The organism is Luteolibacter sp. Populi (assembly GCF_040801775.1).
Taxonomy (GTDB): Bacteria; Verrucomicrobiota; Verrucomicrobiia; order Verrucomicrobiales; family Akkermansiaceae; genus Haloferula.
Window position 1 is genome coordinate 2,595,547 of record NZ_CP161812.1, and the last position, 15,112, is coordinate 2,610,658.

The 15,112-nt window shown below is 64.8% G+C and carries 8 protein-coding genes, 2 tRNA genes and 1 pseudogene; 7 read left to right on the forward strand and 4 right to left on the reverse strand.

Features of this window, described 5'->3' with window-relative positions; all coding sequences use genetic code 11:
* Positions 1 to 8: 8 nt before the first annotated feature.
* A pseudogene (gene rtcR, locus ABWK72_RS10320) lies at positions 9 to 1,614 on the reverse strand (RNA repair transcriptional activator RtcR).
* Between the two features lie 193 nt (positions 1,615 to 1,807).
* Between rtcR and ABWK72_RS10325 the strand changes: the two are divergent.
* From ABWK72_RS10325 to raiA, 7 genes are all read left to right on the forward strand, one after another.
* Entirely contained in the window at positions 1,808 to 3,382 is a 1,575-nt protein-coding gene (locus ABWK72_RS10325; protein WP_367874709.1) for an RNA-binding protein, read from the forward strand.
* A 455-nt stretch (positions 3,383 to 3,837) separates the two neighbouring features.
* Positions 3,838 to 3,968: transfer RNA gene (locus ABWK72_RS10330), tRNA-OTHER, on the forward strand.
* Between the two features lie 165 nt (positions 3,969 to 4,133).
* A tRNA-OTHER gene (locus tag ABWK72_RS10335) sits at positions 4,134 to 4,280 on the forward strand.
* Positions 4,281 to 4,415: 135 nt separating this feature from the next.
* Positions 4,416 to 5,900 (forward strand): RtcB family protein, encoded by a 1,485-nt coding sequence (locus ABWK72_RS10340; protein WP_367874710.1) that lies wholly within the window; start codon positions 4,416 to 4,418, stop codon positions 5,898 to 5,900.
* A 77-nt stretch (positions 5,901 to 5,977) separates the two neighbouring features.
* Complete coding sequence (rtcA, locus tag ABWK72_RS10345; RefSeq protein WP_367874711.1) at positions 5,978 to 6,988, forward strand: RNA 3'-terminal phosphate cyclase; 1,011 nt, start codon at positions 5,978 to 5,980, stop codon at positions 6,986 to 6,988.
* An 86-nt stretch (positions 6,989 to 7,074) separates the two neighbouring features.
* Complete coding sequence (locus ABWK72_RS10350; RefSeq protein ID WP_367874712.1) at positions 7,075 to 7,722, forward strand: HAD family hydrolase; 648 nt, start codon at positions 7,075 to 7,077, stop codon at positions 7,720 to 7,722.
* Positions 7,723 to 7,907: 185 nt separating this feature from the next.
* Complete coding sequence (gene raiA / locus ABWK72_RS10355) at positions 7,908 to 8,495, forward strand: ribosome-associated translation inhibitor RaiA (RefSeq protein WP_367874714.1); 588 nt, start codon at positions 7,908 to 7,910, stop codon at positions 8,493 to 8,495.
* Between the two features lie 257 nt (positions 8,496 to 8,752).
* On the opposite strand, the gene ABWK72_RS10360 is transcribed toward raiA, so the two are convergent.
* The 3 genes from ABWK72_RS10360 to ABWK72_RS10370 form a co-directional block, all read right to left on the reverse strand.
* Positions 8,753 to 11,893: a UvrD-helicase domain-containing protein gene (locus ABWK72_RS10360; protein WP_367874715.1), complete on the reverse strand. Its 3,141-nt coding sequence runs from the start codon at positions 11,891 to 11,893 to the stop codon at positions 8,753 to 8,755.
* 14 nt (positions 11,894 to 11,907) lie between these two features.
* Complete coding sequence (locus ABWK72_RS10365) at positions 11,908 to 14,715, reverse strand: PD-(D/E)XK nuclease family protein (protein ID WP_367874716.1); 2,808 nt, start codon at positions 14,713 to 14,715, stop codon at positions 11,908 to 11,910.
* Positions 14,716 to 14,784: 69 nt separating this feature from the next.
* On the reverse strand, positions 14,785 to 15,075 hold the full coding sequence (locus ABWK72_RS10370; protein ID WP_367874717.1) for a hypothetical protein: 291 nt from the start codon (positions 15,073 to 15,075) through the stop codon (positions 14,785 to 14,787).
* Positions 15,076 to 15,112 lie beyond the last annotated feature (37 nt).

Here is a 15,112-nt window from a genome sequence, read left to right on the forward strand (position 1 = left end):
GGACCACCTCACCGGCACTTCGCGAAATCGAGGTCGAATCTCGCGAGATACTTCTTCAGGCGGTCCGCATCGTTCGCCACAGCACGCTTCGCCCGTGATACCGCGAAGAGCTCCCGCCCCGCATCCGACAGGCTCTTGCAACGCCGGCACACCGCGACGACATGCGCGAGCTGCACTCGATCAAAGGGATCGACCTCCTCCGCCGCAGAACCTAACAGCTCTTCAAGATCGCACGACTCCACGGCGGATGCCGCAGCTCCCGGCCGGTGCCAGCTTTCGCGCAGGCGTCCGATCTCTTCGTCCACTTCCTCGACCCGGATCCGCCCGCGGGGCGCGAGCGTCGCCATCCGTGTGACGGCGGCGTTGAGATCGCGAAAGTTCCCGGACCAGGGCGTATCGGGAGCTTCCGCGAAGCGCAGGAAGGCCTGGCGGGCTTCCTTGTTGATCGCCGCTTGCCTGCCCTGACTGCCGCTGAAGCGCTCGAGTTCGAAGTCAAGGTTCGGCGCGATGTCCTCGCGGCGCTTGGCCAACGACGGCAGCGCGAAGGTCCACAGGTGAATGCGAGCGAGCAGGTCCTCACGGAAGGTCCCCTTCCCCACCGCAGCGCGCAGATCGCGGTTGGTGCCCGCGATCAATTGGAAGTCGCTCTTCACCGGACGGTCGGCACCCACGGGCAGGAAGGTCTTGTCCTCCAGCGCGCGCAGCAGCATCGCCTGCTCGTCGAGGCCAAGCTCGCCGATCTCATCAAGAAAGAGCAGGCCGCCATCCGCCTCCCTCAAAAGCCCCGGCCGATCCTTCTGCGCGCCGGTGAAGGAGCCGCGCACATGGCCGAAGAGCGCCGATGCGGCGGTATCTCCCGTGAGCGTCGCGCAGTTCACCTCGACGAAGGATCCACGCAGCCCCCCACGATGCTTCCGCAGCTCGAAGATCCGGCGCGCGAGGTGCGACTTCCCCGCACCCGTCGGTCCTGTCAGAAGGACCGGAGCCTGGGAGCGCAGGGCGACCTGCTCGATGCGGTCGATCAGCAGATTGAACGCGGGATTGCGGGTGGCGATGCCGCTCTTGAGGAAGTCCGTGGTTTCCCCCTGGTCCTTCGCGAACCGGGTACTGAAGTGCATCGTATTTCGAGAGATCCAGGTCGATCAGGGCGTAGCGGGCCGGGTCCTTGTGCCGCGGCCTGCTCCCGCCCGGCGGCGGAGAGGTCTGGATCAGCTTGCCCGGCAGGAAGCCGGCCTCCACCAGCAGGAAGAGCGAGATCTGGGCGATGTGGGTGCCGGTGGTGATGTGGACGAAGTATTCCTCCCGCTCGGGGTCGAAGGAGTATCCCCGCGCCCAATCGTGCAGCGCCCCGTAGACGCGCTCCAGGTCCCAGGCGTCCATCCCGAAATCAACCACGTGGTGATGCACGGCGGTCTCCGGCGAGACGAGTGAGATGTCCGCGGCGACCTGATCGCGGAGGATCTGGAACTGCGGCTCGGAGAGGAATTCGAAGCGGTCGAAGAGCAGATCCGGATGCTGGAATAGCGAAACCGTCGGCCGCCAGTCGTCCCAGCGGCCCGGTAGGATGCCACTGTCGAGACGGCTTCCCAAAAGACCGATGGCGACTCGCTTCATGGATATTTTCTTATCCCATTGGATAATCGCGAAGGAAGCATCAAATTCCGAAGGATCTCCCCTATTCCGGATCCGAGAGATTTTATCACTTAAAATCAACACATTAGGAAATACATCACACCTTCCCCGATCACTTGGCACGCCCGGTGCCAATAGAATTCTGTCCGACGCACAAACCAACCGGACGCATCAGATGGCAAACAAGAACCTATTCCAAACTCTGCGGGGAGCACTCATCGCGCAAGCCACGGTCCGGAACGATGCCGGCGGGGCCGCCTACGAGCTTTCGCCCCACGCGGCGCTGGCCCGGATGGCGGTGACGGGATGCTTCGGCCGGACCTTCTACGCCACTCCCGAGCTCCAGCTCGAGCGGGTGCTCGAAGCGGCCCGGCAGGTCGATACCGACTTCCTGGCACGCACCGCCCTCTACGCCCGGCGCAAGGGCTTCATGAAGGACATGCCGGCCTTGCTCTGCGCGGTGCTTGCCACCCGCGATCTCGACCGGCTCGCCGAGATCTTCCCTCAGGTCATCGACAACGGGAAGATGCTGCGGAACTTCGTGCAGATCCTCCGCTCCGGCGTCACCGGCCGCAAGTCGCTCGGCTCCGCGCCGAAGCGCTTGGTCCGCCAGTGGCTCGAGCGGGCAAGCGAACGCCAACTCGTCGCGGCCACCGTGGGCAATGCGCCCTCGCTGGCGGACGTGGTGAAGATGGTCCACCCGCGTCCGGCCGATGCCGGCCGGGAAGCCTTCTACGCCTGGCTGCTCGGAAAGCCGTGGGATGCCGCAGCCCTGCCGGAGACGCTCCGCGCCTTCGAGGCGTGGAAGCTCACCCGGGAAGGCGAGGTGCCGGACGTGCCATTCCAGATGCTCACCGCCCTCGATCTCGGGGAGCGGGAGTGGGCCGCGATCGCCGGGGCAGCCTCGTGGCAAACCACGCGGATGAACCTGAACACCTTCGCCCGTCACGGGGTCTTCCACTTCGGTGGAATGGCGGAAAAGCTGGCCGAACGTCTGGCGGATCCCGAGCAAGTCCGGCGTGCGCGGGTCTTCCCGTATCAGCTCCTGGTCGCCTACCTCAATGCGGGGAAGGAAGTCCCGGAGAAGCTGCGGGAAGCGCTTCAGGATGCGATGGAAATCTCACTCTCGAACGTGCCCGCAATCGACGGATCGGTAGTCGTCTGCCCGGACGTGTCCGGCTCGATGCACGGCCCGGTGTCCGGCTACCGCAAGGGGTCGAGCTCGGCAGTGCGCTGCGTGGATGTCGCAGGATTGGTGGCCGCCGCCTTCCTGCGGAAGAACCGGAACGCCCGGGTCATCCCGTTCAAGGAAGACGTCGTGAACCTGACCCTCAACCCGCGGGATACCGTGATGACCAACGCAACCAAGCTCTCGAGCCTGCCTCCGGGCGCGACCGATTGCTCGGCCCCGCTGCGGCTCCTCAACCGTGAGAAGGCAGTGCCGGACCTGGTGCTGTTCGTCTCGGACAAAGAATCCTGGGCCGATCCCAAGGCGAATCGCGGAACCGCGATGCTGACCGAATGGGAGAAGCTCAAGACCCGCAACCCGAAGGCCCGTCTCGTCTGCATCGACCTGGTGCCGAACACTACGGCGCAGGCACCGGACCGCAAGGACATCCTGAACATCGGCGGCTTCAGCGACGCCGTCTTCGACCTCGTGGCCGCCTTCGCGGCAGGGGCCGACGGAAGCGATCACTGGATCCGCGAAATCAACCTACAGCCTCTAACCGAACGCATGAACACTGCATGACCACTTTGCCGGCACGGCGGATGCCCGGCGGGACTACAACCATCATTGAAACTGATCGGCGCAAGCCATACGTCTCACCAAACCTCGCCGTCGTGCCGGCAATTCGGCAGCCGTCACATGCCCATCATTCACAACCATGAACTCCCACTGAACCCTCTCACCATCGCGGCGGATACCCGGCGGGACTACATCGTCTGTTAAACGAACCAACCAGTCTCGTCACTTTCTCGCCGCTGCGGTGGCGACTCACTTTTCCCTCTGCCGAATGCAAGCGGGACTACATCGGAAACCGAAGGCCGCGGGTTCGAATCCCGCCACCGCGCAAGCGGGCGTGGAGCAGCGGCAGCTCGTCGGTTGTAATTGTCTCGCATCCACCTTGTCGGCAGTCCCCTTCGCGAATGCAGGGAAGACTACATTTTAAGCCATTGGTCGCCGGTTCGAATCCGGCTCCGCGCAAGCGGATAGCTCAGCTTGGTAGAGCAGTGGAGCCGGTCTTCCCAACCCTTGTCGCGATCTCCCTTTTCAACCTCAAACCCCGCGAATGCTGGAAAGATTACATGTGTCGTTGGTTCGATCCCAACCCCGCCATCGCGGGTAGCTCAGTGGTAGAGCAATTATTAAGGATCTTTCCCCTCTTGTCGCGGATCTCTTGATTTTGTTCGTGACAGCAAAAGCTGGCGAATGCCGGTGGAACTACATCTTTACGCAAGAACCAGGTCGCCGGTTCGATTCCGGCCCGAGCCACCATCGACGGCCCGGTAGCTCAGTGGATAGAGCAGGAACGTTTCACCAATCCCTTGTCGCCGATCTTTCCTTTCGAATCGTGAATGCCGCGAAGACTACATCACTTAGGGAGTGGGTGGCGAAAGCCGTGCGGGTTCGAGTCCCGCCGGGCCGTCGCCGAAAGGCCGGCCCGTGGCGGAATCGGTAGACGCGCCTAAAAGGAGTCTTCGCAAAACTTGTCACGATTCGACGGGAGCCTTTCCAAGGCCTCGTCTCGACATCCTCCCTTCACCCCTTCTTTCTCCATCCCATGCACACCATCCACAAAACCGACGAGGCCCTGGGCTTCCTAGCCCTGCCCGGCGACAAGGGCAAGCCGATCACCGTGGTCGGAACCGACGCGATCCGCGATTCCTTCGACGCGACCTGCCTCCAGCAGGCGATCAACTCGCGGATGGCCCCGGGAGTGACCGATCTGGTCCTGAATCCCGATGCCCACGCCGGCTACGGCGCGCCGGTCGGCTGCGTGATGATCTCGCCGACGCATATCTATCCGGGCCCGGTGGGCGTGGACATCAAGTGCTCGATGAGCCTGCTCCAGCTCGATATCCCCGAGGATGCGATCAAGGACAAGCAGACCCGGCGCGCCTTGATCGATGCCATCATCCAGCGCACGCCGACCGGTGCCGGCAAGGGCCAGCGCTCGGTAAAGAAGGCACGGCATGTCGACGAACTCATCGGCGTGCCTGCCGTCACCGAGGGCGCGACCCGCCGGGTCTGCGAGGCACTCGGGATTCCGCCCGAGTGGGCCTTCCGCTGCGAGGACTCCACGCATGTCGGACACGATGGGACCTACGATGCCCTTCGTAGCCGCTTGGACTGGATCCTGGCGCAGGGCCGCATCCGCAACTTCGTGGACAAGCTCGGGCAACTCGGGTCCTACGGCGGCGGCAACCACTTCGGCGAGTGCGAGATCACCCGCGTGACCGACCGTCCCTGGGCCCGGGAGACCGCGAAATCCTTCGGGCTGAGGGATGGCAAGGTCTCCTTCCTCAGCCACTGCGGATCGCGCGGCTTTGGGAACTTGCTCGCGCAGGGCCAGTTCCAGGACTTGGAAAATAAGTTCCGCACCTGGGGAACCCCCTTCCCGGCCGATGACAAGCAGCTCGTCTACGCACCGCTCGGAACTCCCGAGGCGAATGCCTACATCGACGACATGTCGCTCGGCGCGAACTTCGCGACCGTGAATCACCTCCTGATCAATGCACTGGTGTTAGAGGCCTTCCAGGAAGTCCTGCCGGGTGCCAAGGGCCAGCTCGTCTACTTCATCTCGCACAATATCGCGCGGGAAGAGATCGTCGACAACCGGAAGTCGTGGGTCCACCGCAAGGGCGCGACCCGGGCGATCCCGGGCGGCCACTTCTCGCTGGCGGGAACGCCCTTCGAGAAGACCGGCCACCCGATCCTTCTGCCGGGAAATCCGCGCGACGGCTCGGTGGTCATGGTCGCCCGTGCCGGGGCCGAGCGCACCGCCTACTCCGTGAATCACGGCGCAGGCCGTTGCATGGGTCGCAAGCACGCGGCTCGCACGCTCAACCAGGTGGCCGTGGATGCCGACTTCGACCACGACGACATCCTCAGCAACTGCCGCAAGTACCCGATCGACGAAGCCCCGGACGCTTACAAAAGCTTCCCCGAGGTTCTGCGAAGCGTGGAAAGCGCCGGCCTGGCCGAAACCGTGGCGAGCCTGAAGGCACGCTTCGTGATCAAGGACGAAACGGCAGCCGATGACTAACAAGGAGGGGGCGCGTCTCGCGCCCCTTCCTCAATCCCTCTAGAAATCCGGGGCGCGAGACGCACCCTCTCCTTGGCATGAAACCCATCCAACTCGACGGCAGCAGCGGCGGCGGCCAGATGCTGCGCACGGCACTGTCCCTGGCCATGGTCACGGGCCAGCCCTTCCGCATGACGAATATCCGCGGCAAACGCCCGCGGCCGGGCTTGATGCGCCAGCACCTGACCTGTGTCCGCGCCGCTTGCGAAATCTCCGGCGGCACCGCCGATGGCGCGGAAATCGGCTCGACCGAACTGGTCTTCCGCGCCGGGAAAGTACGAGGTGGATCGTACCACTTCGCCATCGGCACGGCGGGCAGCACCACGCTCCTTTTCCAAACCCTCCTGCCCGCCCTCTGGCAGGCAGCGGAAGCCAGCACCCTGACGCTCGAAGGCGGCACGCACAACCCGATGGCACCGCCCTTCGAGTTCATCGACCGCGTCTTCCTGCCCGCGATGGCACGCATGGGCGGGATTGCTTCCGTGACCCTGGCGAGTGCCGGCTTCGCACCGGCCGGTGGCGGCGCGCTGCAAGCCAGCATTCATTCATCCCCGAAGCTCCAGCGGATCGAACTCATGGCCCGCGGCGAACCCGGCGAGGCCCGCATCCGCGTGCTCAGCCGGCATCTCCCGCTCTCCATCGGCGGGCGGATGCTCGATGCCGCGCTCGAATTGATTCCCAGCAAGGACGCCGCGGTGGAAAGCTGCGAGCCCGGCCCCGGCGCGGGCATCTGCTGCCTCGTCGAAGCGGAATTCGGCGAACTTCGCGAACTTACCAGCAGCTTCGGCGAGCAAGGTGTCTCCGCCGAGAAGGTCGGCCACCACGCCGCGAAGGCGATGAAAGACTTCATCGGCTGCGGCGCCCCCGTAGGCCGCTGCCTCGCGGACCAATTGCTGCTTCCCATGGCCATCGCCGGCGGCGGGCGCTTCGCGACGATGGCCCCGGACGCACACGTTCCCACGAATATCGCAGTCATCGAGAAGTTCCTCCCGCTCCGCTTCAGAATCCAAAAGGGAGAGCGGGGAGTTCACGTGATCGAGGCCGGGTAACCTCCCCTTCTCCCGGCACACTTCATTCGTCATTCGGGAATTCCGCATTCGTCATTCCTCCCCCCATCCCCTTTCATCCGCCCGCGATGCACCCCGGCCTCATCTTCGACCTCGACGGAACCCTGATCGACTCCCTCCCGGGAATCGCCGGTTCACTCAACCGTGCCTTGGAAAGCCAAGGCTTCGATTCCCACGGCCACCCCGACGTCCGCCGTTTCATCGGCAATGGCTCCTACGAACTGGTCCGCAAGGCCCTCCCCGAAGGCAGCCCGGACGCTACCATCCTCAGCGTCGAGGAAGCCTTCAAACAGGACTACGCCCTCACTTGGCCGGAAGGCACCGCCCCCTACCCCGGCATCCCGGAACTGTTGGAAACGCTCTCGGGCCGGCGGCTGGCAGTGCTTTCCAACAAGCCCCACCCCTTCACCGTCGAGATCGTCGCCCGGCTTTTCCCGAGCGTCCCCTTCGATCCCGTGATGGGCCAGCGCGAGGATCTGCGCCGCAAACCTTTCCCCGATGCCGCCCTGTGGATCGCCGGAAAGTGGGCTTCGCCGCCAGCAGAGTGCCTCTTCATCGGGGATTCCACCGTGGACCTGGAAACCGCCCGGGCCGCTGGCATGCAACCGGTCGCGACCGGATGGGGCTACCATGATGCCGATGATCTAAGGGCGGCGGGGGCAGCATCCGTCCTAGCAGAAGTGAGCGATCTGGCCGCTTTTCTGGCCGTGGCATGAGCGGGGCGAAAGCCCGTAGCTACAATGGAAATACTTGATCGGGCGGCATCCTTGCTGTGTCAAGGGATGGCACGTTTTTCTAAGATCTAGGTGGCCTTTTGGGGGATTCCAGTCCATCCTGCATGGTGGATATGGCGGATAGAACCGCCGTCCGATTCACCCCAATTCAAAACAGGAGAATAGACATGCAAACCGCAAATGTGAACCTGCCCATCACGGTGACTGTAAGACACGAGTCCGTGACCGAATCGCTGCGCGACTACGCTTCAAAAAAAATCGAGGGTCTCCATCTCGACTACCCGCGCATCATCGAAGCGAAAATCATTCTCGACGTTCAGAAGAACCGGCACATCGCCGAAATCATTCTTTTCTGCGCCAACCACATCACCATCGAGGCGCACACCGAAGGGTTGGATATGTATGCCGCCATCGACGAGACGATCGACAAGATCGCCCGCCGCATGCGCAAGCACAAGACGCGCCTGATGAAGAAGAAGCGGCCGCACCGCAACGACTCCATCCGCCACATCGACGAGCGCTTCTTCAAGGAGGAGATCATCGACCACCCCGAGGAATCGGAGAGTGATCCGGAGCCCTTCATCGTCCACGCGGACAACTACCGCCTGCGGACCATGTACAAGGAGGACGCGGTCATGGAACTCGAGCTCTCCGACCGGCCGTTTGTTCTCTACAAGAGCGCACGCCGCGGTTGCCTGACGATCATCTACCGTCGCAAGGACGGGGACTACTCGGCCATGGATATCAAGGCCTGAGGGAAAATCTGAAGAAGGCCCGCCGCGGATCCCGCGGCGGGCCTTTTGCTTGAAAGGTGGTCCGCACAACCGGAGGCGCAGCCGGAGATAGCCCCGCACTTTATTTTTCAGACACGGGGCAATCCTCTGTGCGGTCGAATGGTCCCTCAATGCACTCCGTTCTCCCGCACTCAAGCCGCCCTGCCAACCGCAATCCTCTCCCGCCAGCCAAGCCGCCGGGAACCACTCGGCCGCACAGGGGACTGTGCGGACCACCTTCAAACCTCCAAACAAACCCGCAGCTTCGTCGAAACCAGCCGGCAAACCACCGGCACCCCCAGAGTCCGAACCAGCACCTCCCGATACGCCTCCATCTGCCCCCTGTAGCGCCCTAACAACTGCTCCGCACTCCCCACGGCATCCGTCTTGAAATCCACCAGTTCGGCAGAGACCGGCCTCCCGGCAGCATCGCGAAAAACATGCAAGCGGTCGATCACCCCGCTCAACCACTGCTCGCCAACGATCGCCTCCACCGGTTGCTCCCGATGCAAATCCGCCCTGCGGCCCGCGCGTTCAAAAACCGGACGAAGCTCCGGCAACTCCAGTAGTTCCCGCACCAGCTTGCCCGCTCCGCCCGCCGGCAAGACCGGCGCCTCGTCATCGATCCAGCTCACTCCTTCGAAGGCCGCATGCACCTCGTTGCCGAACGCCATGCCCGCAGGCGAGGCGGCGAACTGGAAGGAATTCTTCTTCTCGCCGGACGGGCTGGTCCGCGCACGCCGCGGCACGCTGGCACCGAGCGCGGGCAAATCCGCCTCCGCCATCGGGGCATCCTTCTCCTCCTCCACCCGGGTGAACCACGCCGGGTCCCCCGTTTGATGCAAGGTCATCCGCTCGCGGCCGTTCCATTCCACCGTGCTTGGGGCCGCGCTGCCGAGCGCCTCGCGGATCCAGAGATCATAGCGCCGCAGCGAACTCGGGTTTCCGGGTGCCTTCGGCAGCAGCACGTAGGCCCCGTGCTTGGCCCGCGTCAGGCCCACGTAGAGATTGCAGAAGCGCTCGTAGCACTGGTCCGCCGACCATGCCTCGAAGCGCGCTTTCAACGCCGGATCCGCTTCTAACAGCTTCCTCCCCGGCGAGAGCAGCAGCCCCTCGGTCCGCCCGCTGTCATCCTTGAATTCGAGAATGCCGGCCTTCGACGGATCATCGAAAACGCTGCCCGCCAGATCAGGCAGGATCACCATGTCGAATTCCAGGCCCTTCGCCTTGTGGATCGTCATCACCTGTAGCGCGCCTTCCGCCGAGTACTCGCGCTGCTTCAGCGTTTCGAGCACCTTCACCCACTCGTCGAAGTCGCGGCGACCGCCCTCGTCGTATTCCAGCGCGGCCCGCAGCATCCCCGCGAGGCGACCTTCCAGGAAGCCGTTCAGCGCAACACGGGCACGCAGCCCTGCCACCAGATCGTGCAGGAGCCCGGCCATGCCGCGGACCAGCACCCGCTTGCGGCATTCGTTCCAAGCACGGATGTCGCCTTCCGCCCACTCGCGCAACACGCCGCCGAGCGGGCTAGCCATCACGTGGCCGCGGGCCAGGCGGTCGGCAGGGTGCGCCAGCCAACGGAAAAGATCGATGACCGCCACGCCCAGCGGATTGTCCTGTGCCAGCTCGACCTCCGCATCCATCTCCACCGGCATGCCGGGGAATTCCTTGCGCAGGTAGTCCACCAGCTTGCGGGCCTTGCTATTCGCCCGCACCAGCACGGCACAGCTCAGGCCGCGCCCGATCGGATCGACATCCTTAAGCAAGTCGCGCATGGCACCTTCCACACCGCCGATCTCCTCATCGTCGTCGTCCTGCTCGTGTTCCGCCGTGTCCACCACCACCGCGTAACCCGGCAGGGCCGGATCGCGGGGCGCGCTACGATGCTCCACGTAGTTCCACCGCGCCACCGCCGCGGCGGGGAAAAGTCCGCGCAGCACCGCCGGGTCGCAGACGGTATTGGCAAGCTCCAGCACCTCCGCCGCCGAGCGCCAGGAAGTCTCCATCCCCCACTCCTTCATCCGCTCATCCCAACCGGGGCGCTGCAACAGGTCGGCGAAGAGCCGTGGCTCGCCACCGCGCCAGCCGTAGATTCCCTGCTTGGTATCACCCACCACGAAGAGCGAGCGCTCGCCCTCCGGATCGAGGATCGCTTCATCCACCAGTCCCTCCAGCACCTGCCACTGGCCGCGGCTGGTGTCCTGGAATTCATCGAGCAGCCAATGCTTGTAACGAGCATCCAGCCGCGACTCGATCCGCGAGCGTCCTTGTTCCGTCAGCCCGCCATCCGCCAGCAGCCGCGTGATGTCCGCGAAGCCCAGCCCGCCGCGCCGCCGGACCTCCGCGGAGTAGATGCTCTCATACGCCCACAGCAGCGACCACACCCCGGTGGTGCGGGTCGCACGGGCCTCGATCTCCGCCCGCAGATAGCCACCGATCAGCCGCGTCATCGCCGCCGCCAGCCGCCCGGAAATGCGGTGCTCCATCCCCGAAAAGAAATCGACCGAATGGCCCCGCGACAGCTCATCTAACAGGACCAGCGTCCGGTCGATCGCGGTCTCGGTCTTGCGACCGTCGCCGGGCGCATAGATCGCGAACCAATCCGCGGCCTTCTGCCAACCCTTAAGCCATGTCGCGTGCGGCTTCTTGTCCACGTCCACGGTCGGCAGCAACGCCATCACCTGCTGCCCTGCGGCCTTGAAATCCTCCACCGCTTCCCAGGGACAGCCCTGCGGCCAAATCAGGTCGAGATTCCCCCAATGCCCGCGGGCGGGCGAGGAAAGGTAGCGCTGGTGATGCTTGTCCAGGAACTCATCGAGCAAGCGGCACAGGCGGTTGTGCTCCTTGCCATGGGTGGCCAAGCGGAAGGCACCGAGGAAGGCCTCGCGCTGGCGCTCCGGCACCTCGCGGAAGATTCGCGAAAGCACCTGCGCCTTCTCCGCCTGCATCGCGTCCTCTTCTAACAAGCGGAACTCCGCCAGCCCCAGCTCGTAGGGAAAGCGCTTCACGATCCGCACGAAGAAGCTGTCCAGCGTCGCCAGCGAAACCCGGTGCAGTCCGGCCACCAGTCCCTCCAGCAACTCGCGGAAGCGGGCCAAATCCAGCTTCAACTCGCCTGCCGCGGGATGCAGCGCCGGCATGCCGGTCGCGGCATTCCCCCCCAGAGTATCGGCGAGTTCGGAGGCAAGCTTCGCCGCTTCCTTCTCGTTCAGGGAACCTTTCGCCAGCCGCGACAGGATGCGGTCCGAGAACTCGCCCGCAGCCTTGCGCGTGAAGGTCAGCGCGATCATGCCGGAGGGGTCCACCTCCGCCGCCAGCAGCGCCAGGAAGCGGTTCGAAAGCTGGAAGGTTTTCCCCGAACCGGCGGAAGCACGGATCATCAGGCTTTGCATGCTCATACCGTCCCTCCTTTCGTGTCCCAGTCACCGGCGATGCCCTGCATTTCCTCCACCAGAGCCCCCGTCACCGCCTTGTCCAGGCCATCCGGCGCGAGCATGGCGAAGTCATCGTAGCCTGCCTCCGCGCCGCTCAGCTCCACCGGCGGCCAGTGCAGGCCGCCGCGTATCGCACGGATGATCTCGCGCGACCACTCCATCGCGTTCGCCAGCTTGTCCGCATCGAAGTCCTCCCACATCTCGAAACTCACGTCATTCAGCGTGGAAGGCAGGTTCACGTAGCCGATCTTCGGCACTTCATCGAGCGCCTTCCACTCCTGCAGGAAGGCCGCGTAGAGCGGCACCTGCACGTTCTTCCAGACCTGTGGCGCGCCCCTGGCCGCCGCCAGCACCGGACCGAATTCGCGGCGCTTCTCCGATGAACGCCGTAGATGCGCGTTGCGCGGCACCTCGGCCCGCGCGGAAGTCTTGTAGTCCAGCACCCGCCAGCCCAGTTCCGGGTGCCAGTCGATGCGGTCCACCTGCATCGAGATCGGCTGCCCTTCGATCTCCCAGGGAACATCCTTCCCCACGTTCCACTCGACGTAATGCGTGCGCCAGCCATCACGGCGCTGGCCGACCTCAAGCTCTGCGAAGCGCTCCAGCCGCGAACGCGCCGCCTCGCGCTGGACCAGCAGCGGCAGCGAGAGCCCCGGGCCGTAGCGCGCCAGTCGATGATCCATCGTTTCCCACAGGTAGTCCCGCAGTTCCACCGCATCCTCGGTCGCGACCATCCCCGGATCCCGCCCCATGCGCTCGAGCGCGTCGTGGCACAGGTTGCCGAAGTCGAGTTCATCCATCTCCAGCTTGCCGGAATCGTGCGGCTGCCATTTCAGGACCCGCTTCAGGTAGAAGCGGAAAGGGCAGTAGAGGTAATCGCGGATCGCGGAGGGGCTCAGCTTCCGCGCACCATCGAGATAGGGCGAAACCTTGCCCGCCAGATCGAGCTTCCAAGCACCGCGTTCCCACGGCAGCAGCCGCGCCGCCGAAGAGGGCGGCGTGGCGGCCAGAGCGATCACCCGCTCCGCCAGCTCCAGCCCCTGTGCCGCCAGCAGCAAGCGCGAGGGCCGCCGCGGCTCGCCCACCGCATCCACCTTCGCCACGATCACGTCCGTCTCGTGCGAAGCAACGAGCGCGTGGAAGAGATACGCATCCCGCACATGCCGCGTCGTCGCATCGCGCAGTTCCAGAACCTTGCGCACCGCCTCGGGCAGGAAGGAATCGTCGAGATTGCCGTCCGGCACGCTGCCTTCATGCAAGCCCGCCAGCACCAGCCGCGTGCCCGGCGCGTAAGCTAGCTCCAGCCAGCCCGAAAGATCGATTACGGCTTCCTCCCGTCCGCTCGCGGAGCGGAAGGCATCCAGCGATGCCAGCACCAGTTCCAAAGCCTCGCCGGGACTATCTAACAAGCCTCGCTCTTCCAGCCGCTGGATGTTGGGCACCGCTTCCGCCAGCGCATCCAGAAGCTGGCCTTCCACGCCGTCGTCGATGCGCCGGGCCCGCATCGCGCCGAGCCACGCGCTGATCGCTTCCGCGGAGCGTCCCTTAGTGAAGCGGTCGCGCCATTCGGCACACCAGGCCAGCATCTTCGCGAGCTTCTCCACGCCGTCATCGGTCTCGCTGCGGCGCTCCTCGCAGAGTTCGATCACCCGCCCGAGACTTCCCGGCAGATGACCCTTCTCGATCTCGTCGAGTGTCTTGAGCGCGGCGTGGAGATTCTTGCGCCCGGTGATTTCCCCGATCAGCGGACTACGCAGCATCGCGGCCACCGGGTCCCAGGTATCGCCGCGCTGGGCCAGCGAGGAGAAGCCGCGGAGCATCAGGATCATCGGGCTGCCCGCCGTACGCCCCTCCGGGTTCCACGCCGGCCACCCGGCCTCCGTGAAGGCCGACTCCAGGGCCGGGCCGAAAGCCGCATCGCAAAGCCCGAGCGTCGCCGCATTGCTCGGCATCCCGCCGAAACAGCGCAGCGCCTGCGCCGCCAATTCCGCAGGACCGGGCACGAGATGGATGCGCTCCGGCGGCACCGGCACGCCGCGCTTGATCCAGCCACCCTCCTCCAAGGGACGGCCCCATGGGTCAAAGGCCTCAGCCTCCGCCTCAGACGCATGAATCGCGACATGCACCGGCACGCCCGACACTCCCATCCCCTGCCACACTCCCAGCGCCAGCGGCACCGGATCCGGCACCCCCGCCACCAGCACCGACCGGCAATCCGGCGGCAGGGTGAAGGATGCGGCAGCCTCCAGCTTCGCCGCCAGCGGATCCTGGAGTTTCCAGCGGGCGAAGCGCGAGAGCACCCGCCGCTCGATCTCCATCAGATCCGTCCAGCGCTCCTTCTCGGGACTCGCCGCACGGGCATCGGCGAAGGTCTTGCCTCCTTCCGCCAAAACATTCCGCACCTTCTCGATCTCCGCCGCCACCCCTGAGGCCCACGCAAACGAGCGCTCGACCGGCTCGATCGGAAACAGCGCCGGCGCCGAACCCTCCGGCATCCCGCGCAGCACATCGATCCACGCGAAGCGCGCCTCAAGCCGCGACGCGATGCCATACAGCGCAGCGGGTCGGAAAAAATGCTCCGGCGTGACCACCCGTGGAGCAATCAGCGCCCCCGCGGCCTCTGCCAGAGACTCACGCAGCAAGCGCCCCGCCTGCGCGGTCGGCACCACCACCAGCATTCCCGCCAGCTCTTCGCGCCGCTCCAGCAGCCACGCGCTCAAGAGCGGGAGCAGCGGTCGCTCCCACCCCAAAAACACGCGTTCCGGCATGGCCCGATTCCACGGGATGCGGGGGTGAAGCGGAAGGAAAAAGACCGCCCTACGGACTTCCGGTGCCGATCAGTAGATCAAATCCCGCAGCCAGGTCAGCTTGAAAGCATTGTTCTTCGCCGGGACAAAGACGTAGCCATCGTCATTGAGGACGATCATCGGCTTCGGGCCGGCATCATCGACCTTCACGAGCAGGGTCTTCTTCGGCTTCAGCCGTGCGACGTAGGCCTTGATCTTGCCGCCTTGGACCACGGAGATCTTCTGCGGAACCTTGGTGTCGTTCTTGATCGCGATCTTCGCGGCATTGGCGGAAATCGCAGTGGCGAAGAGCGTGGTGGCGATGAGGAGTGCTTTTTTCATACGGTCGTTTGACTCCGCGAAGGACGGCTTATTCAGA

What these genes read in the sequence shown, in the direction of transcription:
- ABWK72_RS10340 (WP_367874710.1), top strand. Translation starts at nt 4,416, where the DNA reads ATGCACACCATCCACAAAACCGACGAGGCCCTGGGCTTCCTAGCCCTG.
- ABWK72_RS10370 (WP_367874717.1), bottom strand. Translation starts at nt 15,075, where the DNA reads ATGAAAAAAGCACTCCTCATCGCCACCACGCTCTTCGCCACTGCGATT.
- raiA (WP_367874714.1), top strand. Translation starts at nt 7,908, where the DNA reads ATGCAAACCGCAAATGTGAACCTGCCCATCACGGTGACTGTAAGACAC.
- ABWK72_RS10365 (WP_367874716.1), bottom strand. Translation starts at nt 14,715, where the DNA reads ATGCCGGAACGCGTGTTTTTGGGGTGGGAGCGACCGCTGCTCCCGCTC.
- ABWK72_RS10325 (WP_367874709.1), top strand. Translation starts at nt 1,808, where the DNA reads ATGGCAAACAAGAACCTATTCCAAACTCTGCGGGGAGCACTCATCGCG.
- rtcA (WP_367874711.1), top strand. Translation starts at nt 5,978, where the DNA reads ATGAAACCCATCCAACTCGACGGCAGCAGCGGCGGCGGCCAGATGCTG.
- ABWK72_RS10350 (WP_367874712.1), top strand. Translation starts at nt 7,075, where the DNA reads ATGCACCCCGGCCTCATCTTCGACCTCGACGGAACCCTGATCGACTCC.
- ABWK72_RS10360 (WP_367874715.1), bottom strand. Translation starts at nt 11,893, where the DNA reads ATGATCCGTGCTTCCGCCGGTTCGGGGAAAACCTTCCAGCTTTCGAAC.